Annotated in this window: 8 protein-coding genes; all 8 read right to left on the bottom strand. The window is 44.0% G+C overall.

Annotated elements, in window-relative coordinates; genetic code table 11:
* Positions 1-24 precede the first annotated feature (24 nt).
* From GO495_RS12075 to GO495_RS12040, 8 genes are read right to left on the bottom strand one after another with little or no spacing between them, the layout of a single operon-like run.
* Entirely contained in the window at positions 25-417 is a 393-nt protein-coding gene (locus tag GO495_RS12075) for a hypothetical protein (protein WP_157299926.1), read from the bottom strand.
* Positions 401-8929: an RHS repeat-associated core domain-containing protein gene (locus GO495_RS12070; protein WP_157299925.1), complete on the bottom strand. Its 8529-nt coding sequence runs from the start codon at positions 8927-8929 to the stop codon at positions 401-403. The genes GO495_RS12075 and GO495_RS12070 overlap by 17 nt, the downstream gene beginning before the upstream one ends.
* Before the next feature lie 15 nt (positions 8930-8944).
* Positions 8945-9700 carry a hypothetical protein gene (locus tag GO495_RS12065; RefSeq protein WP_157299924.1) on the bottom strand — a complete coding sequence of 252 codons (756 nt, stop codon included), beginning with the start codon at positions 9698-9700 and terminating at the stop codon, positions 8945-8947.
* 3 nt (positions 9701-9703) lie between these two features.
* Positions 9704-17095, bottom strand: coding sequence for a hypothetical protein (locus GO495_RS12060; protein WP_157299923.1), 7392 nt, complete (start codon positions 17093-17095; stop codon positions 9704-9706).
* Positions 17085-17570 (bottom strand): hypothetical protein, encoded by a 486-nt coding sequence (locus GO495_RS12055; RefSeq protein ID WP_157299922.1) that lies wholly within the window; start codon positions 17568-17570, stop codon positions 17085-17087. Before GO495_RS12055 ends, GO495_RS12060 begins: the two co-directional genes overlap by 11 nt.
* Complete coding sequence (locus GO495_RS12050) at positions 17567-18652, bottom strand: DUF928 domain-containing protein (protein ID WP_157299921.1); 1086 nt, start codon at positions 18650-18652, stop codon at positions 17567-17569. The genes GO495_RS12055 and GO495_RS12050 overlap by 4 nt, the downstream gene beginning before the upstream one ends.
* Before the next feature lie 7 nt (positions 18653-18659).
* Entirely contained in the window at positions 18660-20924 is a 2265-nt protein-coding gene (locus GO495_RS12045; RefSeq protein WP_157299920.1) for a hypothetical protein, read from the bottom strand.
* 21 nt (positions 20925-20945) lie between these two features.
* Positions 20946-23825: an SGNH/GDSL hydrolase family protein gene (locus GO495_RS12040; RefSeq protein WP_157299919.1), complete on the bottom strand. Its 2880-nt coding sequence runs from the start codon at positions 23823-23825 to the stop codon at positions 20946-20948.
* Positions 23826-23829: the final 4 nt, after the last annotated feature.

Here is a 23829-nt window from a genome sequence, read left to right as displayed (position 1 = left end):
AATAGAACACCTATTATCTAAAAATCATTTTAAATACTCCAATACCCAATTAAGACTATCGGGATATTCTCTATTGCAGTATTTAAAATCACTTGGAACAATTAATATCTTGCTTATATTTGGATCTTTGGAATAATAAACTATCGGGAAAGATTTTCCTACAAAGTCTCTTCCTGCGCTATTTAATAATGCTATACCAGATGCATCTCCTCTATATTTATTATTTCCAATATAAAATTCATATACAAACTTTAAATTCCCTTTATAACCTCTTTCTTCTTTAACAAGAATCCCTGTGGTCCAAAATCCATAATTGCATAATTTATAACGAGTATTAAACTGCAAATAGATCAAATATCCAAAAAGAAAAATAATACAAGTCGCTATAATTATTTTCCTACTAATGCGTATTTTCATTTTCCTTCTTTTTTTGTTGTTCACTAAAGATATAAGTTCCAGTAGTTGATATTTGATTACCAAACAAATAGTTTAGGTAATTAGCACTTGTTTCACCAAAATGGGATGTAAGGGCACTTGCGCCTTTACCTGCTGCAATATTAAATAATGTACCTACACTTGTCTCCACTCCAAATTGTATCATTGATTTATCTTGAAAAACTGAATTCTTAAAAGGCTCCATTGATAAATTCACCTGAAGCGCAGAACCTAAAGAAGCTGTAGTAAACGGATGACTAAAAATAGCATTTGCTGTTAAACTTCCAACATTATAATCGCCAATTGAAATTTTCCCATTCTGACCAATTTGAAATGCTGTTTGGATTGTAAAATCAGCTGCTGCACTTCCTAATCCTGCTCTAAATGTATTAAACCCAATTAATGACCTTCCAAATGAACTAAAAGAAGTAAAAGCCCCTGACATGCGGGCGCCACTTCCTGATAATGGAGCCGTTAATATTCCGACAGCAACACCTTTTATAACAGGACTCTCCACAGCCCCTGAACCATACTCACCGCCCACAGGTCCCATAATAGTTCTTAATTTATCTATGCGTTGCACATTCTCAATTGACCTCCGCCTTTCCTCAGCACAAGACACACAAGGATCCGATTGTCTGAACATAGGTTGATTAGCCAATCTCAAATTCAATTGGTAACTAGTTACAGCTTTTGTAATCTCAACATGCCTAATTAACTTACTTGATGTACTAGATAGTTCCCATTCCTCACCATCTCTATCAACTCCATCAATCGGCCTGTTACTAGCAAACTGATACGGAGTCAACTCGGGGTATGATTTCGTCAACGGATCCACACTTAAAAACCTTCCTATCCTCGGATCTGATATCCTCATCCCGTAATCCTGCTGATTCCCTTCACCCTTCACCTCATTGTCATTCTCCTTCCCATTGAACCCATAACGATAACTACCAAGCGAATAACTCCTATCAGGCTGCAACATACCAAATGGATAGTAATCCTGCGCGCTGAGTAACTCTGCTTTATAATGATCAACTTCCCAAACAGGTTTGTCACTAATCGTAGCTAATACGTTACCGAGGTGATTGCTTAGCTCATAACGCTTAATACCCAGGTTATCCCACATACTACTTACATCAGTACCTACAGCAACATCGGGTGTCCAGATACCTAAACGACTGGAACCATAGAGTTGCTGTTCTTTCCAGTACAGGGTAGAACCGCCATCTTTATTACCATAGATAGCCAGTGTATTACCCTGCGCATCACGTACATACCAGGTTTTATCAGTTACGCCACTATGAGCATAAGCTTTGTAAATCCTGTTACCACCAGCATCATAACGATATTCCAAAGAACTGCCATCGGACTTGGTAATGCTCTTGATCTTCCCATACACCGTCCATTGGATGTTACTAACACCACCTTCCACATCTTTAATCAAATTACCGATGTTGTCATAAAGATAATTATTTGCCGCCTGATTTGAAATATCGTTTGTATATGGATCTCCACTTACACGGTCTAATACCTGGGTCAGCCGGTTATTTTTCAGGTAACCTGAGGCATCCTTAGTATAAACATAATTCATACTGTCCATTGGTAAGGTTTTGCCACTAACACCACTACCATAACGGACATAGCTTAAGATGTTACCGTTGCCATCATACTTAACATCCTCTTTGAAAGGGAATCCAATAGATGTTGTGCTCCAGGTCGTATCTCCTACTGTCAACCCATGCTGACGCATAGCGGTTAGACGGTTCAGTTGATCATAACGGTAAGTGTAACCAACAGAAGCACCAGAATTGATGTTAGACAATGCAAGTGTACTACGGCTGATATTGCCATTATACAGGTTACGACCCATTACATCTCCTGACTTAGCCCCCCAGTTTAAAGTAATCGCAGTTTGACCTGTACCAATAGGCAGATAGTCACCTTTAAAGTAATCAAGAGTATAAGCATACGCATCCCGGCCAACAACGGCCCTTGTACTGCCCACAACACCGTCCTTACCCATATCATTAGCTGCGGATAGATAGTTGCCATTTACCCCCTTTAACCACCCTTGTAAGGTATAAGCATAGTCCAGTCCCTGCACCAATGCAGTGTTACCAAGCTCCATACGAGCCAGTGGGCCATGTAAATAGTAACGATAAGCCGCATCTGTCTTTGGATTCTCAATCTCCCAGGCATCCCCAGACGTACTATTAATACCAGTACGGGCTTTGGTTAACCGGTTTTCAGCGTCGTACTCGTAGTTGTAGAAGAAACGGTCGGCAGCTCCCTGCTGGTAACGCACTTTGTTCACTTTACCACTAACAAGGTCGTATTGATAATCAATTCGTTTAGTACCCAGGTCTTGTATCTGTTGCCACAACGTCTTCACATTACCTATCTGGTCGTAACTGTAATAAGTTGCTTGTTGAGGTCCACCAGTTGCAACATCCTGATAAGTAACCGCAGATACACGTTTCCGCAAATTATCCTGAGCAAGACCGGCAGCCGCATAAGGCTCATCATAATAAGTACGGGTGATCTGCGTATTAGTACCCGTAGTATTCATCGTATTTACCTGCGTATCAGTCAGGAAGGGTGTAGCGGCCAGCGTAGTAGTGCCGGACTTCTCTCCCACTTCAATTATACGTCCCTGCGCATCATAATTCGTATAACTGTAACGATTCGCAACACCTCCATTTGCAGGTGAAAACTGCTCCCAGTTATGAGAGTAAACTACACGTCCCAACCTGTCATACCAGAAACGACTGTTACCTGTATTATCAGGGGCGAAGGAATTTTCTACGCCATTCAGAGAATGATAAGCATATGAAGTAGGCAGTGTATGCGAAGGGAATACCGCTGAATACTGCGTTTCCGTTGTACTACCACTGCCGATTGTCGTCACAGAACCCGCTGCAGGGATGTTAAACCTACCCCAGTACTGTAAATTACTATTCAGCGCTGTCGCATAGGCAGGACTCAGAGACAAACAAGACACGCCCGCATTCGCAGCAATTTCCGCCGGTGTCAGCAACCTGTTATACAAACGCAGATGCTTCAGCGTAGTAATACTTTCCGGATACACAATACCCGTAGAAGTCGATATTATCTCAAATCCACAGCTTCCGTTAGGTGCAATCGCCACCGCAGGACAAGCAACCCCATTTACATATACAGTAAGATTATTACTATTGAGATTCGCGCCCTGCATCACAATATGCGTCCATTGTTTCAATGGAAGAATTGCCTGCAAATCTGCGATAGTATGCGTAGACTGTGTAAGATCAACTGCCGTATTGTCCGAAGAAGGAACCAGCGTATAAGTATCCAGATGTAGATAACGCCCATCCAGACAAGTATTCATCAGGTACTTGTTATTACCTGTTGTCATCAACACCTGACTGGTACCCGCAGTCCCATTATACAACCACATCTCCATCGCACTGTTAGTACCCGTCTGTAACATGGTCGTCAACTGCTGCAACGCTGTCGGTTTGTCTTTATTAACCACCGCATCATCGTAATCACAGCTTACATTCTCATTCGCACGAACAGCCCTGATCTGCTCCTGTAAGGCAGCATCCAGCAAATGCACCCCTTCCGGAGGTACAGTTCGCACCAGGTTACCTGCCTGATCATAATAGTACAGCGTAAAATGATAATACTGCTGAGAAGCAGTCATCTGTAACTTCACCTTCTCTGCCGAACAATAAGCAATGTAATCCTTGCGGAACTGACGGCGGACTTCCGCTATATATTCTTTATATAAGAACACAGCCGTAGCCACCGCATTATCCATCACCTGCATCATGCACTCATAAGGGTCTGGTTTCACAGTACTGTAAGCAGGATGATTGCATAATACAGCCGTCGGAGTGGTAGCCAATGCATCAACATAAGCCTTATAATCACTGTAAGAAAGCGTAAAGCCCCAACGCTGATTCAGATAGGTTGAATAAATACCTTCATAATCCGGACTGGCACTGTTCATCCAGCTCTCCTGCGCCATCGCAGTCAAACCTGCCTGGAACTCAGCAGCAGTAATACAACCCTTTGCCGTACCATCTAAAAATACCGGTACCTGTATAGGTTGGGCTAATAAATAACGACAGTTAGTACACCCATTCTGTAACGTGGTAAACTCATCTGCAGACAGGTTCATCGCCGTACCATATTTACTGGTAAGATACTGATACAGCGTAAGCGTACTGCCAGAGGAAGTATACTCCTGGGTAATAGCTGTCAGTTTAGCACATACATCAGTACTGGTCTTGTCTATAATATGACTGGCAGCCTGCTCTTTTACATCATAAGGATAAGGGGCATCTACCAACCATGGATTACAGATCATACTAAAAGATGCAGCACCAAGTGTTGCTTTAATCACATCTTTGAATGAACTATAACCAGAAGCCGTTAACTGAGCATTCGGAGTTGTACTGGCGCCATTAGGATGATTCACATCCCCACCCAATTTACACACCTCAATTAACCTCGTACGCAACAACGCCCTTTTCGTTGCATAGTCAGGATCTGTTGCTAATAAACAGCCATCCAGCTGTTGTATCCATGTATCTGCCTGCGCTTCACAGTTTGCACCTATCTGCGCTGCAATCTGTGCATTCGCATATGCCTTTATTACGGTAGTATCGGTAGAAACAGCCGGCGTAGTGTAGGATATCTTATCAATACGAGATTCCTTGTACTTGTATGCCGGATCACAGGTTGTGGCAGGTACAGAGCAGGAAACCTCCGGCTCTATTGTATACGTATACTGCGTGTTCGCTACTCCGCTCAATGTGATAGTATACGAGCTGTTATCATGATCAAAATAAAAATGTCTATAGAACTCCCCTGGACCAGCAGACGAATTTTCAAACCATACATGTACCGCAAGCGTAGCTCCAACAGGAATAGCAGTCGTTCCAATATAAGTCAATGTAAAAGTCCAGACATTACCTATATCATCAGTACCATTCCATGTATGATTATGCGACATCTGGAAATTTGAAGTTTTCGCTGCCAGCGTACAGAAGCTTGCTGAGGCCCTGCCACCAGCACTACTACCCGCACAACTAACATCTGCAATATGGACCGAACTAAGATTGATCGTACCATCCATACATGCATAAGCATCTGTTTGTCCTGCCGAAAAAACAACACTATTGTCCTTAGTCAATAAGTCCAGCTCTTCAGGATAATACAATGTTACAGTCAGAGATTTTGTTAAAGGGGAAGCTCCTGTATATGTAATCTTCACTCTTTGTGTACCTGTACCGCAATTCGTACCATCCGGCTGAATATTAAAACTTAATGCCGACGGACAACTGGATGTATCATAAGATAAGCTATTGCCTACCGGACATGAACTACCACAATAGGAATTATCACGAAGCAACTGGTAATACTTATTCTTCAGCTCCATGTATTTATCTCTGTACATCTTCCACTCCAGATCAGGAATACGACAGGAAGCTACAGGTGTGCAATTTGTCCAGTTATCCGAATCAGCAGAACTGTTCGTAGATCCGGTCTTATCCGAACAATACAATGAGTAATCTACATAAGCAGATAAACTCTTAGTACCTGCCTGCGTAATACTTAATACACTGTTTGAATAATTATTTAATGCCGCTGTAAAAGCAGTTTTGTAAGTTGCACCGGCGGTAGAAGCAAAGAATGGATCTCCTGCTACTAACCACGCCGCATTCGTGTTACTATAAGTAACACCGCTTGCCAGGGCAGGAATATCAGATACCGTTTCCGCTAAATTCACCAGGTTATCGTCCCACTGTAAATAGCTGCTATTGGCATTACAGAACAGTAAAGCACAATATTCAGGATGATGGGGAACAAACTTCGAAGCCCATTCACTTTTCCAGTATTTCACCAGATCTTCCAATGTGAAATTCTCATCATATGGAGAAATCAATACACCCTCCTGATCTTCAAACTGTTCACTGATATAATCCGGATCTGAAGATGCTTTCACCGGGAACACATCCCGCCAGTGCAGATAGAGTACATTAATGCCCTGTTCCAGCGGGTCATTTGCTGCATCGAACAAAGCATACTGTCCACCCGGGCTCACATCCAGCTTCATCTGATTTTCGAGGTCCGCGCACGGGGAAGGAGCACAGGAAGCCCGCGCCGCAAGACATTGCGCGGAAAGGTTAGTATACAGACTATCTGCCCAACTGTTAATAGCAGTCGCATTAGCTACAATATCCACATCATGGTCTGCCAGACGCGCTTTTACACGTGCAATAAAATCTACCCTCTCCCCTAAAGAAGCTTTACAGGTTGTACACTCACTGAAACAGGAAGAGAAATCACTACCCCATAAAGCATGCTGGATATATTGCCATTGTGTGCTGAGATTCGTATTCCTCTTCACAAAATCATCCGTGTAATGCTGAATAGCTTCATCCGTAAGCCCTAATTCAAAAGAGATATAATACTCTCCTATCTTGTCAAAATTCACTTTGATACTATCTGTTGCTGCTATAGTATTATTACAATCGCTGGCAAGACTGCCCACAGTAACAGGAGTAGCCGTATTATATATAACACGGTTACAATCATCCGTGATACGTATTTTCAATTGATAGTAACAATTACTACAAATGGTTACGCCATTCTGCGAATATGTTTTTATCAGTTGATCCGCAGTATACACAAGACTGACATTTCCTGGTACGGCAGTAGTATAAGTCGTAGTGGCACTCAGTTTTAGCTTTGCATTATCAAAAGTGAAATCATCTGGTTGCAGCACCAGGAATGTTTCAGTGGTAGCAGCTGGTTTAGATGCTAACGCATCTGTATTCGCAGGTGTTCCACCTGCCAGCGCCGTAGCCACCGTTTTGCCAGAAGCATTCTGATAACTTACACTTATCTGTCCATTACCGTCTATGACCATGTTCTTCAAATAATGACTGGCATAACCGGCGTCATTCCCGAACATCCTGTCCAGTTCCCACTGCTGGGGTTTATCATAATAATAACGGGTAGCCTTACTGTTAACAGGGTCCGGTCCGGGCTGGAATAATGCACCTACTCCACCCTGTACCTTGGGACGGTTTGTATTATCTGCCGTATAGACTGTTACCGCAAAAGGATAACCTCCCGCATCCGGGATATATTTATTCTGCTCGTCACTAAGAAAATCATTATTAGGGGAATAATATTTTCCCGCACCGGCCGTAGTTCCTAACGGCTGTGGTGTATTGATACAATTCGTATTGGCACCATATACATTACTGAAATTATAAGTGCCGGTGCCTGATGAGGTAAGATGCAAACCAGGATAATAGGTGAGTTTATTATCTGTTAAAGGTGCCGGTAAAATACTTACCAGCGGACGACCGAATTCATCATACAAAGACTCCTGTACAATCGCTTTATTATCTGAGTTATTCACCGTCACGGTCTGCCTGTTACGCAGGGTACCATCGAAATAACTGACGATCTCTTTCTTCTTCCCTTCCTCTGCATATACCGCACTATATTGCCAGTTCAGTCCAGGCAAATGCCATGCGGCTGTTTCGTCCAGGGTGATAACACCCGGACCGGAAGTACCTCCCTGATCAAGATCATAATTCCAGGCGCCTGTCTGCCGGAAACCATCCGCAGTGTATTGCACGGTACGGATTCTTATCAACAGGTATTTGGAAAAATTCACCAGTGAGATATCATAATACTCATGGGGAATAGTTACCCTGGTAGCATTGTTCCGGAACATACGCTCCAGTGTGGTAGTCGTTACCCCTGCTCCTGCCTGCGCAAGAATTCCTCCATTCTTTGATTCTTCATCTATAAATGTCCACTCCAGGTCATACTCCTCTGCACCGGTGATCTTGGTCCAGGTGAGTGATACATCATTAGGCGTACCAGTAGGCGCAGCAGGTGCGTTGGCATTTGTGGCACCCACAAGTGTTACCTGGGGCACGATCGTATTATCCGTTGCTATGTCATAAGAACGTTCAATCACTACCTGTCCGGCTAAACTGAATGCTGCCGGCAATGTTGATCCCAGTTCGGCACTGCTGATATCATTCACCGTAATCTTCACCCGGTAACCGTTCATGAAACGATAGGTAGCAGCAGCCTGGTAGGCTGCTCCGGCTGTAGAGTCATAACCTATATCCAGCTTCACATGATCTACGATCACAGGATCTGCCTGGTCCGGTTGAGACCAGTATTCTATCTTCAGCTCCACCTGGCATTTAAAAGACTTTGTAAACACATAACCCGAATCCCTGAATAAGCCAAAGGTGATGATGTTGTTCACCGTCTGGTTATGGATCTTTGTCCAGTCGAAAGCACTATTCTGAAACTTCTCATCTTTGACGATAAGCGTATCTCCTTTTTTGATCCTCCCCTGCAACTGGTTCTGATAAGACTCTATTGCATTGAATGCGTTTGCATGCAATACAAAGCCTAACAGCCAGATGATAATTATATTAAAACGACGCATACTTTTCTTCATTAGAGGTTAACATTATTATTGTTCCCTGATCAATTCATAGGCTTTCAGGGAGGGAGCCGGTACAGGCTCTCCATCAACAACACGGATGTAACGGTCCATTCGCAACAGGTCCGTACGTACTTTGCCCAACTCCCAGCTTCTGATGGTTAAATACATCAGCTTATCACGGGTTTTATCTTTAGGCTCATAGGGATCTGTCATGCGCATGAATGACTGACGGACGAACCCTGTACTGTCAAATGACACCCTGTATTCACGACAGGCAACATGTGTATTGCTGATCAGTGATATCCGCAACAGGTTATCTTTCTCCACGCGGGATACTTTATATCCTTCTTTACTAAGGAAGTCAACTTCTTCGCTGGTTGGCATCTTTACCGGGTTTACCACTTCCTTGGGGGGAGACAAAAAGATCTTCTTCGCATCATGTGCTATAGCTATATAAGCATCCCCTAAAGAGATCATCTCTGTTTGTCCCAACCGGTAATAAGCAATATTTCCCTGCCTGGAATAACAGAAATCCGATTGCATGGTATTACTGCTGTCTGCCAGGTCGGTTGCGTGAATGCTACCTGTAATCGTTAGTACGGTCAAGGTATCCATGCGGTGCAACAGGGTAGATAATTCTTTCAGGGTTTCCTGTTCTTCTTTGTCCACAGCCGGGACCGCAGCCGCAGGGGACGGAACAGGTGCTTTATGCAATGATGCATAAGCGCCTGCTCCTATCAATATTATGAATGCGGGTATAATGATTTTTGTACTTAATCTCATGGCTTAATTCTTTTTACGGTAAGTGGAACGGTTCTCTTTAATCGTCATGATGCCTCTTTCTGTTTCCTTCTTCACACGGATCAGTGATCCTTCATCATCATACTCATAGAACGTGGCATAGTTGTTTTCATCCATTTCTGCCATCAGTCTTAACGTTTTATCGTCATAAGAGAATGTCTTCAGTTGTCCGTCGTAAGGGAAGATCCTGACATCATCTATATACACTCCGCTGGCTCCGTTTAGCACAACATTCACAACTGCCATATCCCCGGTGCCCACCTTCGTTGGTATTTCCAATACACCTTCTACCAGTTTCCAGTCCTCGACTGCTGCTTTTTTGGTGAGGGTGACAATTTCACCATTGAGTTTGAGTGTAATACCAGCACTCGTAGACGATGCAGCCCCATCTCTTACCCATGCAGAGAATATGTACCGTCTGTTCGTAACCGGACAGAACCCTCTTAAACCCAGCCATGCATCTGGTCTGCGGTAGTATTCACCAAACGTATTGTTGGCGAGATAAATACCCGGTGCATGTTCACTATCGAATACGTAAGTTTTAAGTGGGATATCATTCCCATTCAGCTTCAGACTGTAATTACCACTGTGGGAATAGTTCGTATCCAGACGGGCCGCATAATTACTGCCCAGTGTTTTATAGATATTGAACTCATCCGGCTGACAAGGCAATGAATCCATACACAGATTATTGAACTTATAATCATCGAACCCGTCATAGAAGATCTCACGCTGACGCATATTGGCGCCTACTGCCACCGGCAGGGTGGATTTATAACCGTAACGTGCGCTGCTATACCTGTTCAGGGCATCTTTGGTTTCCAATTCCTGTGAGAACTGGTCATAGAGAGAGGTAGTCGTTGACGTTACCCAATCAGTATTTGTCGTGATACTCCAGCCATTATTATAAACCCAGAAAGCATGGAAGGTTGCATAGTGACCATTATGCCTGATATCAGGAATGCTGGTAGCGCTGTATGGTAATAACTGGCCGGAACGGTCAGAAAGCCATGTCATCTGCTTCCATGGCAGCCAGTTACCCAGGTAGCCTGTTGTATAAGGGTTCAGCACAGTACCATTAGGAATAGCAGGGCATCCCAGTGTATCGCTGCACACATTCACTTTTGCAGAAGGACAGGAGAAACGCTGTTCAATAATATTGCCGCCAGCATCTTTCACATATGTATCATACGCTCTTCCGTCCAGTAAATTGGCCGTAGAATAAATCGGAGCAAAGACACGGTTTTGCACCTCAGCCAGCGTCCCCCTGTACACTTCCACACCTGCGGCGTGATCACCGCCTGCATTCAGCGCTTCTATTGTAAGCATATGCTTACCCGGAGAGAGATATACAGGATGTACTTTCCAGTCAACATATGGCTCTACATCTGATGAATTCTTCATTAATTGCTGTCTGAAAAGATTACCATCAATATAAATGCGTATCTGGTTATCTGCTCCGAATCCAACATAATAGGTATCTCCGCTAGGTACGTTCAGACAGGTATTTACTCCTATCCACTGGTTGTCAAATGCTCCCTGTAACCAAAAGCTTGTATTATTAAGTCTTCCGCAAAAGCCGGAGGACGAGGATGCTACTGATAATGATCTTGCACTGGCAACGGTAGTACCGCTATCTGATGATATAGATGATGCATCCGTTACGCTAACCGAAGACGTAGTAACTGCTTTCGCACTTAAACGACTCTGTGAAGTAGTACAATTGGTCATTCCCCAGAAAGGATCAGCAATCCTCATTCCCTCTACCCCATTAGCATCATGAAATATTGCTCCCTGCTGTGAATACACACTCAGTTGACTACCCCGGGCAATTGCCAGCAAAGGATCCGCATTCTCTCCTCCACCAATAGGCACACATGCCTGTCCGTCTGCACTTGACGTATATCCATCCGGGCAGGAACCTTTAGGTTTATAGCCACAGTTAGGCGTACCATCACACATCTCAAGTGTTTGTCCTGCACTGCATGTGAGGCTTTGGTCAAACTTATTACCATAGCTGTCAGCATCAAATACCAGTGCCGTATTATCTTCTAACAGGCTGGCGGTAGAAAAGATGGTATGATTAGTAATCGTTGTTGCATCACCTTGCATCAGTGTAGCCGCATCCAGTGAATAAATCTCCACGGCCATCGCTCTTTTTGTCTCAGCATTCACCGCATCTATCTGGATAATATGTTTACCTGCGGTCAGTGCTTTTTCACGTATACGCCAGGATTTAAACCAGGTTTGATTAGTAGGATCATGGAAGTCATAGAATAATTTACCATCAATATAAATTCCCATGAGGTTGTCGGAAGCATAACCAATATTATACACGCCGTCTGCCGGAATATTGATACATTTCTCTATACCCCACCAATGGCCATTTACATTCCCTTTCATCCATATGCCCGATTCTGCCAAACGTCCGCAACCCGGCTCGCAGCCTCCCATCCAGAAGGGTTTCGTGCTTCTTCTGTCAGATATATCGCTTTGTGTTTCCGTGAAAAACCAGGCGCCCTGGTCAGAATATTTAGGGTCTTTATCCCCGGCAATAATATCGAAGTGGTCTGTCTGTGCAGGAATAGGTGGCAGATAACAACGGCCGTCCGCACTTTCCTGGTAACCGGTAGGACAGCTCTTCAGGTTACAATCCGCTGGTTGTCCCCATGCATCATTATATTGGATGGCAGATGCATTCAGTATCCTGAATGTGGCCAGTTCCTCATCTTTAAATACTCTCAGCACATTATCTACAACAGGGCTTTTCATACTCGTAATTGCCGTAGCGCCTGCGGTGAGCAGATTACGGTACCCGGAACGGATCACTTTCAGGGTGGTCCCGTTTTCAGATGTTACCCTTCCCGATCCATCTATCAGACGTAATGCAGGAGTACCTGTGCCATTCTTAGCAGAATTAACCACCCATCTTCTGGCGCCGGTCATCGGATTGATCAGCTCATCTCCTGCGGTCAGCAGGGACGCATAGCTACCCTGAATGACACCCTCTGTTGCCCGGAACCCGCTCAGTACCAAACCGAGGTTCTGATAAGCAGGGCCCATTTGTTTATACATCCAGTAAGCAGGTACGTTAATACTATACACCGGATCATCAAATTCATTATTCGACTGCGTCAATATAGGTTCTCCCGTCAGCTGATCATATAAAAGATTGGACGCCGTTACACTGGAACCATTTACTTTTTTCACCACCTTAGACACTACTCCATAGTACTGGATCGTCTTCAGTACAGAAGCTGAACGGAACAGGCGGTAATCATCATTCCTTGACCATGGAAAATGCGGTACAGGAATGGCCCAGATAATAACCGGGATTATATCCAGACCAATATTGATGGATTTACCCACATTACTTGTTTCAGACTGGCGCATATCTGCAAACATTTCTATATCCCTGCCAATCACCTGATCTTTGGTAATATTACCCTTACTATCTACTACGTCCACTACATTTCTCAGGCGCTGAATACCTCCCTCTTCCGTCGCATTGTAAAAATATTCCGCAGAGGATATTTCCTGGCCCGACTGGTTAAATACTCTTTCCGCCTTGGGCTTACCATGCATATCATTCAGTGTAATAGCATATCCCTGGCTTATCGTAAGTTCATAGAGCGCCTTACCTCCGAAGAAAGATGACCAGGATTTAGGATGATTTTCCCTGGAATCAATGGCAGTTTGTTTTATGAGGACCGGAAACTCTTTGGCCGTATAAAACTCATACGTATTCCAGCCTGTTTTATTAGCAGGATCTGTTGCGCCGGAAGCCAGGTTACGTACCTTCACTTCCCTGTAAACAACCTCCGGTGATGGGAACAATGATTCTCCCATCGGTTCCTCGAGATAGAAATAGTTGTTCAATCCCCACTTCACATCCTGTGTATAATTCACCGGTAAACGCATAGGGTTCTCATCCCCACCTAAAGAAGGTTCATACGAAGCCACCCCACTACTAATGGTCTGCCCATCCTGGATAGTCGTGTATTCATATTCCTGTCCGTATGCAGCGGTTGACTGATCACCGGTCATTCCGCTCCAGTTATCTGACATTGTAATTTTCTTCACACGTAAGCCACCACCCAGTTTAATACCGTCTTTCTTCACAATACGGCCAAAGCTCTTATCCATATTTACACCGGCCGCAAAGTTCTTACGATAAGCCCGTTTATTGAAATTCTCCCAGAGCTCCGAGATGTTCTTAATAGAATTCGCAAGCGCTGTAACAATTGCTGTTACAGGACGGTCATCATCAATTTTATTCTTATAACCGGGATAGGCATAACGCGGATAATCAAATCGCATTCGCTGCCATGCCACACTGATAAATGGATTGACATTGACCCCGCCGTCTTTATCTACTTTAAAAGTGATAATAGCTTCATTATTCTGTACCACTACTTTATCAACAGCACCATAACCAGGTACAAAATCATATTTGGATGCATCCGTAGCAGTAGGTTCATCAGAAACATTGACAAAGAATCTGGCATACATATAAGACTCTCCATTCAGGTATTTTTGTTTGAACCATTCTGTTGGATCAGTGCCCGAAGGTGGTGCATCTGTTATCGCGACTTTAAACTTCTTTGCATCGCGCAGACTGGTAGTCGCCACATCGTTCCCATCAAGCATACCGGTGAATTTGACCATTTGCATGGCCCGCCGGTTCTGCACATAAGCATAATCATCCGGTTCATACTTAATATCGATCACCCCTCCTGTAGGTAATGTAATAGTCGTTAACTGCCACGTTGTTACATCCTGTGCAGCGGTAACCGCATTTCTTGTAGCATAGGGAAATTCATCATTCGTTAAACCCGGGAATCCATCATTCCCATTATTCGTTATTGGCTTATAAGTCCCCCAGCGATCGGAAGAAACATAAGCGTAGTCATCATTTTTACTATAATCAAATACATATGGATTATGCGATCCCCTGGTAGAACTGGCATACTTAAAGTATACACTCTTCAATGTGAGCTTTCCCTGGTTAATATTACTGTTGGGAATCTTCTTACATAACTCATAAGAATAATCCAGTACTACCGTTTTTATAGGCTGACTTAGATCATTTTTCGAGTACAGGCGTATTTCTTTAAGGCGTTTTTGCTTTACATTAGTAATCTTGTTACCTAACCAGTCATACCCAAAGGCATCATTGCGGTCCTCTGTGATAAAGTAAGCGATCTTTGTTCTCGATTCTATGGACTGCAGATACCAGAGTTCTTTTTCACCACATACAAAAGAAGCTTTATCATCATCAGGGTCTGCATTTAACCCACGGTTATAAGTGGCAGTATCCAACCCGTAAGGAGCACGCCACCGGAAGTTGGATGCAAGTTTTGAGTAATTAAATTTGATAGCGGTCCCCCTGTCATCTTCTGTGATACCATCATTACCTACATCTACATAATCAGGAGATAAGATACCTGTCAAAAGAAAAGAGGATGCATAAGCAGGCTGTGATTCTTTATGATAGTATTCATCTGTGGTAGATTTCCCTTTGGCATTCAAAGGCTTGTGGTTAATCGTACCATCCGCATTCATTGGGAACTTCACCAGATTCTTTACTTTATCAGCGTTGCTGCCATCAACAGCAAAGGAATATTCGTCCTGACTGATATTATATACAGGCAATCCATACACCATTCTCTTTCCATCGTCTCCTGTAATTGTCATTTCAGAGATATGGTTTTTCTTTCTCGCACTACTTACCCGGTCTTCCGGCAGAATACCTGTTTGATTACAGCCGGCAGGCGCAAAACTGGAATCAAGAAAAGGATAATTCTTAATTTTCCTATCCAATCCTGCTATTCTTGCTTTTTCGGCCGTCAGCATTAATACCGGGGAACGCTTCACCTGCCTGCCTGTTTTTTTGAAATCAGGAGTTGTTGATGTGGTAGTTCCGGACGCAGTTTGTAACTGTCCCAATGTACTCTTCCCATCCAGAGGAACACGTACCGCCTCTTCTCCCTGGATCAGATTATTATAAGTCTGATCTTCTGTATTCTTTTCGCCGGTCTCTTTAAAATAGGCATCTTCTTCCTCTACAGCAGTGGTAGGAGCATAATCGCCCCTGCCTAAAAAAGCATTATTGGATTTCCATTTGCCATTCGTGGTTTTTATATCCTGATTAAAGATGGAAACACCTGCGTGGAAATAATAACCACCACCATATTCTACACTTGCAGAAGTATTATCCGACACATCGTTCGTTTCGTTGTCGAAGATCACACCGGTACCATTCCGGTAAAGCCGCAACTGACCGCTACCTGCCTGACTGGTATAGGAAAATAAATCCGGTGTAATGACAGGCATAGCCAGGTTATGCAGTTCAGGTATAATAGGATTATCCTTCTCCCGCATAAAGTCCATCATCGCATCAGACACCCCTTTGCCTTTTTCTGCATACATGAAACCATAAGTCCTGTTACGCTGTATGGGGTCCTTTACTTCTCTTTTGGTTTTATAACCGGTGGCGCCGATCGCACCGAAAATACCCACAGCCGCACCTCCCAGGTCTGCGCGGAACGTGAAGTTGGATGATTTGAAAGGGATATTTGTTTTGGGATAAAACGGCGGTGTATTATAGTCAATGGTCTGTGTAAAATCCGCATTAAAGCCCAGGTTTAATGAACGCCCAAAGCTGAGGCTCTTTAAACCCTCGCGGCTATTATATCCCAGACTGGCAGACATCCCCACCATGGAAGCTCCGCTACCATCCATGGTATTATTCATCGATAAAGAAATAGAAGGCGTTACCGATACGCCACTGGAAGTGTTAGAACTGAGACCAATGTTAACCCCCGGGGTCAATCCTCCGGAATTAGCTTTTGTCAGTGACAGACCTGCGTTCACACCCACCTCTGCTCCTATACCGGTGTAGTTATCACTGAAGATACCAACTGATACGGAACCGGTAATACCGGAGCCAAACACTTCTCCTCTTACCGTAGCACTACCACCAGCGGTGATTTTAGGTTTCATATAACTCTCTGTAGTGAGTTCATCTCCGTAGCTATCATCTGCAATACCTCTCAGTTGCCTGTTGATAGCCCCTGCATTCAGGTTCCATCCCAGGCCCACCCAACTGGCTTCATCATCAACACCAGTGCCTGACTGATAACTAAGGTTAACAGGATATCCATCCACATCCAGCAATGGTATATTGTATTTGAAATTGCCGGTTGCCAGGTCTACCATATCACTGGTACCTGCCTGTGCAAACTGTTTTGTTTCCGGTTGGGACGGACCGGAAGTAAGCGCCCATGCCACTGAAGGCGTTAATCCCTGAACAATGAGCAGGGTCAGGAAAAAACAGGCAATTCCTTTTCGGGTTGAAGTTCTTTTAATTATCATCTTTCAATCTTAAAGAGTCAATGTGGTTGATCGCACTTCCTTTTAAAGGGAAGGTGATTATCTGCTGGGTAAACAATTCGTCTTTGAAATACAACGCCAGATTTGCCCTGGAGAAAGCATTCGGTTTGTCGAACAGTATCATGTACTGTACACCACCAATGTTGCCATTGGCTACTCTTACTACATCCACAGGATGAATAGTGTCTGTTACGTTTATCAGGCCAAATAATGAATCCAGTCCGTAACTGAACTTATTACCATCTGCTGCTTTCATCGAAGCGCCATTGCTTTCTTTCACGTTGAGTACAAAGTGCAGCAGGTTAACATCCGCCGATGGCATGTATTGCATTGTCATCACAAATCCATTCACTGTTTTTTCCTGTACAAGGCCACTATCTTTTACAGCTTTTCTGAGGTCTGTTTTACAGGCAAACAATGCCAGTAAAACAGCTATGGGCAGATATCTTTTCATCATTCCGGCAATTTATATATGAACCTTAATTGTTTCTGCTGACCATCGGGTAGTTTTACATCCATGATGTAGAAATAACCATCCGTTAAACTTTTGTTCTCAGACAAGTCAATTACTACCTGGTTCAAGCCTCTTCCCACTTTTATCTTCGGCAGTTTTTTAACTTCCTGTTCGGTTTTGGTCAGACACCTGATACTGTACTGTAAAGTAGCCGCCTCATAGGTGTTGTTGAAGGCAAACAATATCTGCCCTCTGGCAATGTAGAAATTGCCCTTAGAGAGATCTTCCAGGCTTCTGAAGGCTTCGGCTGGCAACTTGACGGAATCCTTCTCACAATCCACCTTAAAATCCCATATTTCAGACTCCACAAGTAACAGGTCATTCCTATAAGCTGATACCTGCCAGGCATATTGCTTCCCTTCCTGCAATTCATTGGCAAGAGAAGGATATAATAACACAGGCAGAGGGATCTGTTGCTGATTAATAATAGCGAGGTTCATACGGATCGCTTCAGCCCGTTGCTGCCCTTCTTTCACTTCTACTAATAACATGCGGTACATCACTCCGTTAATAGCCGGTATTAATGGCTGCCAGGAGAAAGTAGGCCGTTTGTCGCAGATCTTATCCCCCTCATAAGGCTGGATCAGTTGCATGGTACTGAACGGTTGCAGGTTATAGCTGAAACACTGTTCTGCCAAAAGATTGCTGCTATGCGTGGTACCGTCATATAATTCAAAACAATAATCATAATCTCCTTCGGGGAAAAAGCTGCTTTGCCTTACGATGGTTGCCAGCTTACTGCCACCAAATGCTACCACTGCATTATATGCTGCTGTTGGCGGTATAACATTCATTCCCGGCAGCAATTCAAAAGCGGGAGTTTTCATCGTTACTACAGCACCCGACTTTGCTTCAGTAATTATAATAGTAAGGCTCACATTCTGCCGGGCTCCGTTGTTCCCTATGCGTACTTTATAAATGCCGTCCATTGTACGGCCCTGTATTTCCGGCATAAAGGAAAAGGTATACTGTGCTTTCAGCTGGGCGAACAAACACAGGAACAGCCCTGTTAATAATATTCTCATAATGCACTTAGTTTATCTGGTAATGCAAAGACATTGCGGTGTTAAATCTGCCATAGTAATAGTTGGCAGCTGTATTCTTCAGGTTTTTCCGGCCATCAGCAGAAATAGCAAGGCTCCAGCGTTTGAGGAACTGCGCCGATACCTGCTGGCGTAAGCCTATCTGTGTCACTACGTCTTTACTATCCATATAGATGAGTGAACTGCCACAGGATAACACTTTCCATAAAGTGTACTGGTATCCACCATCAACATTCAGCATGTTGTTGTAAACAGCTGCATTTTTAATATCCCGGTTATAGAAGGCATTTAACACAACCATTCCTGGTCCTGCCATAAAAGTGTGCATGCTGCCTATGTTCACAAATAAGCTGTGCAGGTCCACATAGTTTAACTGCTGGATACCTATCGTAGAATTATTGCTGAAGGGCAGACCATACATCTTCCCGTTTGCCTGTGACATGAAGGATATCTTCCTGTTGAGGAAAGCCGTATTACCATTTTCACGCAATGTATTCTGCAGCATATTCATACTGAAGCTGAGCTTACGTGTAAGGCGGTAACGGCCGTCCAGTGAAAACTGCAGGCTTTTTCTCTTATTGTCTGTCAGCGGGGATACTGCCAGGTTCCTCATATCCGTACGCAGACTTACCACCGCTTTGTTACGCAGCCAGCTGCGCTTTACCATGAAACCATATTGTAAACTACCCCTGCTGCCGAATGGGCTGCCCGGGTTGGTATATCCTAGTCCGGAGTAGTTCATGTATACCTTTTGGGTTAAGCCGTATTTTTTAATATCACCATTGTATGCGAGTCCCACGGAAGCCGTTGCCCAGATATCATCCATGAAATGCGAGGCAGCAGATTTAGAGACTGCCGCAGCCTCATTACTGTATTGCCCGCTGGATTTAGACAATTCGATATCAATCGTGCCTAAACTTCCCAGGCTGCATTGTTGTGATACAGATCCTACAAAAATGTTTTTACTGAGAGCTGCTGTATTGAAACCATTATTGGTCTGAGGTTTTGCATTTGCATTCAGGGTAGAGAAATGTGTCTGACCACTACCGATATCTCCACGGCCTAAACGCAGGAACTGCATGCTGTATGAGGGTGTTGTAGATTGCATTCCTACATCCTGCACACCTAGCTCATTGCTTTTACCCATGGCCAGCATAATGAATTTGTTACTCTTCAGATAAGAGCCCGCAGCACCTGTCATGAATAAATCAGATACTGTTCCCTTACTGGCGTTCGCTCCAATGCTTCCTACTTTCAACTCCTTTATATTCATCATTAAACTTTGCAGCGCACTCAGGTGAAGGAGATTGCCGGCCATACGGCTCGTATTCTCCGGCTGACTTGCCAGCGACTGAATATTATGCTGCGCATCTTTCTGCGCACCCAACAATTGATTCATCTCTTTCACCCCTCCAAGTTGCTGTTTCAGCGACATTACTTTTTCGTTGTAATCTGCCGGTGCATCCTTCATTGCATTGCGCAACTGAGTGCTATCCAGGTAGATCAGCTGATCTGCAGAGACCTTCCCTTTCACACTGTCCATGGCGGCTAACTGAGAAGTCGCATAGGATTTGATACTGCTTTTGATATCAATATCATCCAGGAAGTATTTATTGAGGTTATAGGTCTTTTGCAACTGCTGGTTGACCTTCTGCATATAGGCATCCTTATCAAAAGCCAGTTTAAGGAAGTGTGCATCCTTTAACCCTGAATTATAACCTGATAAGGTGGAATAATTCAGTTGTACAGGGATACTCCCAACAGTTAACTGGTCCTGGACCACCCCTTCATTCCACCAGCCGGACATCATAGCAGTAGTATCACTGTAAATGGTTTGCCAGGAGATACCTCTTAACTTGTTCTCCGGTAAACCGGGTAATGTTAAAGAGCCCTGTGGTTTAAGGGCGTAAAAACCTCTCAGTTTGTTATCAATGAAGCGGGCGCCTCTCGCGCTGTCCTGCAATCCATGAAACATGGTCTGCATCTTTGCGATACCGGCAGCGCTGTTACCCGCATGCATATACTGCATAAATTCCTGACGGGCCCCCTGTTGCATCCCATTCAACCCAAAACGGTTGAAAGGCAGCGAATCGGGTAACCATTGCCCCGGGACGTTCGCGTATTTTTTATTCAGCGAATCCATCACCGCATTTTTCAATGGTACAGGCAGGCTATCGGTCGTGATAGCATAGGCACTCATAATGGACAGCAGGCAAAACAATAGCAAGCCGGCCGCTTTACAATTCTTATACATAGTATAGGGTTAATTCATTAATCAGTTCTCCTGAACCACTAAAGCATTGATGTAAGAAAAACTTCCGTTAGATGTACTGGTTGGCGCATGTACGGACAATTTGATATTACCACTGGCATCAGGCGTAACGCTGGTCACCACAGTTTCCAGGGTTGTATTACTCAATGCATTCTGTAACAATTCACTACCTCCGTTCACTCTCCAGCATCCATATCTTGGCGCTGTTGCAGTATTGTTACGTGAAGCATACAGTTTGATCGTATAGGTCTTCGCCGGGTTCAAGCCTTTCACTAACAGGTTGTCCATATTAACCGCATATTTCAGACTGTAGTTATACCAGATACCCTGCAATACGATATCAGGAACAATACCACTGTTATTACCGGTTGTAGAACCATCCGTATTGGAAGAGCTGTTACCTGCATAAGGAGACCAGTAAGTCGCATCCCCGCTCACATTGTCTACTGTCCAGTTAGTAATGGTATCCGTCATCGCAATATGCGCCCCACCGGGAGAACCGTATACGTTAAACCATCCCGGGATACCTGTTACGATAGTCTTACTAAAGTGCACCCTCAGTGTTTTCTTACCACCATTATCAGGATACACTTTTACAGTAGCATCTGCATTCAGCACCTTCCCATCTGTACCTGTTCCGGCAGCCCTGAATACGAATGTACCATTGGTAAGTCCGGAGATACTCGCAGTTCCGTTGCTGGCGCTGATAGTAGCCGTATTAGGGCCGGACAGCTGCGTCCACTGATAAGAAGCGATGCTGGCACCATTGACAGGATTAGCTGTTAATTGCATGGTGCTTAATGTGGTAGTGGTATCTCTTAATTTCAGCTGGGGAAGTAAGGGCAAAGCACCGACTACACCGATATCTACCAGGCTCACATGAGCAAAAGTGCTGGTACCACCCACGCGAAGATTAATATCCACAGAATCCAGGCCGGTCACATAATTGAACGTTACAGCGCGATTATAATCGGGGGCATCCGTAGTCGCATACTTCGTCTCTACAGATTGTGCTGTTGTCCAGGTTTCTGTACTCAGTTTAGCCTGTAAAGTACGCGGAGTAGCAGCATCATCTAACCTTGCACCCCATAATTTGATATAATAGGTATTGGTTTTGGTAAGTCCTTTTATCCTCATTGTAATTCCATCAGGATTTACAGAAGAATGAATGAACATGTTATCATATAATGCCTGGTAAGGATAATCTCCCGAGGCAACCGTAAAACCACTATAGTTGATAGATTTCGTATCAGAAGTACCAAAAGTACCCTGGGGTAATCCAATGATCTGGAGACTCATATTAGTCGCCTCATTCGTTGTTGTCTTTATCTGGCTAATAGCAGATTTATCAGCAAAACCTGTTACCCCTCCTATCCCATACCAGTTGTTCCAGTACTTACCTGCAGCATCCGGAGAAGGGGTAGGTTTACCATCCGGCGCATTAGAGCCATTCAGCGTGTTCACACCATCTCCACCTAAATCCACCAGTAACCTGTAAGTATAATCATTCACTCCGGGTAGCGTAGGGTTTATTATTTCATCCAGTATGGCTATGTTTGAATAATCGGAATAAGTCCCGTCCTTTAATTCCGCTTTCACACGAAAGTATTGTTTGCCCTGATTAAAGCGGGGATACACATTCTTTACAATATTAGGTTCTGTCTCTACCACAAACTGCGACCAGCTTATATTATTGACAGAAGAATCCAATATATACCGTTTTACATTCCTGATGGCCTGGAAATAATTCAGCCATCTGTCAAAAAGACTATTCGCAATAAACTGGTTACCCGCACTGTTCAGATGCACCCCATCCCCATTATTGTATTGCGGCAGGATAGCAGCGGTTGTAGCCGGGTCTGCCACATCCTTAAATCCTTCCACATACCGGGTAGGCCATATACGCCTTATACTGTCTGCCAGATCTTTCAGCATCCCCTGTTGGGTAGCATTAAAACTGGTACGGGGTTGCGTTGTTTCAAAAAACACAGGTACACCTTTGGTGAGTGCCAGCGAGTCCACTTTTTTCAGGTTAATAATACTCTGGTTAACAGAGATATTTACCGCAGGGTCGTTGGTAGGTAACGAAACGAATATAAAATCCGGATTCAGACTCAGGGCTGTTTCTATATTATGCCCTAACACACCCCCGTTCTGAACAGGTAAAACATCTGTGGTAGAATACCCCGCAACAGCCAGGTTTGTCCATACTGCACCGTAAGTATTGTTCGCTAACCAGGCAGATATCTTATCGCCTAACCGGTCGGGAGCCGTGAGGTTATACCCTGCTAAAGTGGAAGAGCCGATCCCTACCACTTTGGGACTGATATATAATGTTTTGGCATTTGTAACCCATCTTAACGTAAATGTTTTGTTACCATTATCTACGACCCCTGAGTTAAGACGGAATACTGCACTGGCGGGTAGTGAGCTGCTGGCAGATGCTCCGTTCAGTGAAAGGTCCATACCGCTAAGCGCCTCAATATAGATCTGATCATTATTTTGCAGCGCAGGGTAAAACACTATCCTGCCGGTATTATCATCTACTTTCACACCCTGTGTAGTATCCCGGTATTGTAACAATCCGTTCCGCAATACTTTTACATAATAATTTGCCAGCCCGGCATTCAGATACACGGTATCCCCGGCGGCAGGTGCATCTGCTGCGCCTACACGAAACTGTATTCCTTTCCCGATCTTTTTGAATACGGTTTTCCCATCACCCGTGTTATACAGGTAACCCGCTATATCTTTTGTTTTATTTCTCAACACTAATTCAGCATTCAAAAACTTTACTGAATCAGCATCTACCTTAAAGGATGATTGCGCCATTGTTATTGCACAAAAAAGCAGTAAAGGGATAAACAGAAACTTCTTACACATACAC

Source organism: Chitinophaga oryziterrae (genome assembly GCF_009758125.1).
Lineage (GTDB): Bacteria > Bacteroidota > Bacteroidia > Chitinophagales > Chitinophagaceae > Chitinophaga > Chitinophaga oryziterrae.
The sequence above is the reverse complement of the archived record's forward strand: the minus strand, read 5'-3'. Positions and strand labels throughout refer to the sequence as shown.

What these genes read in the sequence shown, in the direction of transcription:
- GO495_RS12050 (WP_157299921.1), bottom strand. Translation starts at nt 18,652, where the DNA reads ATGAGAATATTATTAACAGGGCTGTTCCTGTGTTTGTTCGCCCAGCTG.
- GO495_RS12075 (WP_157299926.1), bottom strand. Translation starts at nt 417, where the DNA reads ATGAAAATACGCATTAGTAGGAAAATAATTATAGCGACTTGTATTATT.
- GO495_RS12070 (WP_157299925.1), bottom strand. Translation starts at nt 8,929, where the DNA reads ATGAAGAAAAGTATGCGTCGTTTTAATATAATTATCATCTGGCTGTTA.
- GO495_RS12065 (WP_157299924.1), bottom strand. Translation starts at nt 9,700, where the DNA reads ATGAGATTAAGTACAAAAATCATTATACCCGCATTCATAATATTGATA.
- GO495_RS12040 (WP_157299919.1), bottom strand. Translation starts at nt 23,825, where the DNA reads ATGTGTAAGAAGTTTCTGTTTATCCCTTTACTGCTTTTTTGTGCAATA.
- GO495_RS12060 (WP_157299923.1), bottom strand. Translation starts at nt 17,095, where the DNA reads ATGATAATTAAAAGAACTTCAACCCGAAAAGGAATTGCCTGTTTTTTC.
- GO495_RS12055 (WP_157299922.1), bottom strand. Translation starts at nt 17,570, where the DNA reads ATGATGAAAAGATATCTGCCCATAGCTGTTTTACTGGCATTGTTTGCC.
- GO495_RS12045 (WP_157299920.1), bottom strand. Translation starts at nt 20,924, where the DNA reads ATGTATAAGAATTGTAAAGCGGCCGGCTTGCTATTGTTTTGCCTGCTG.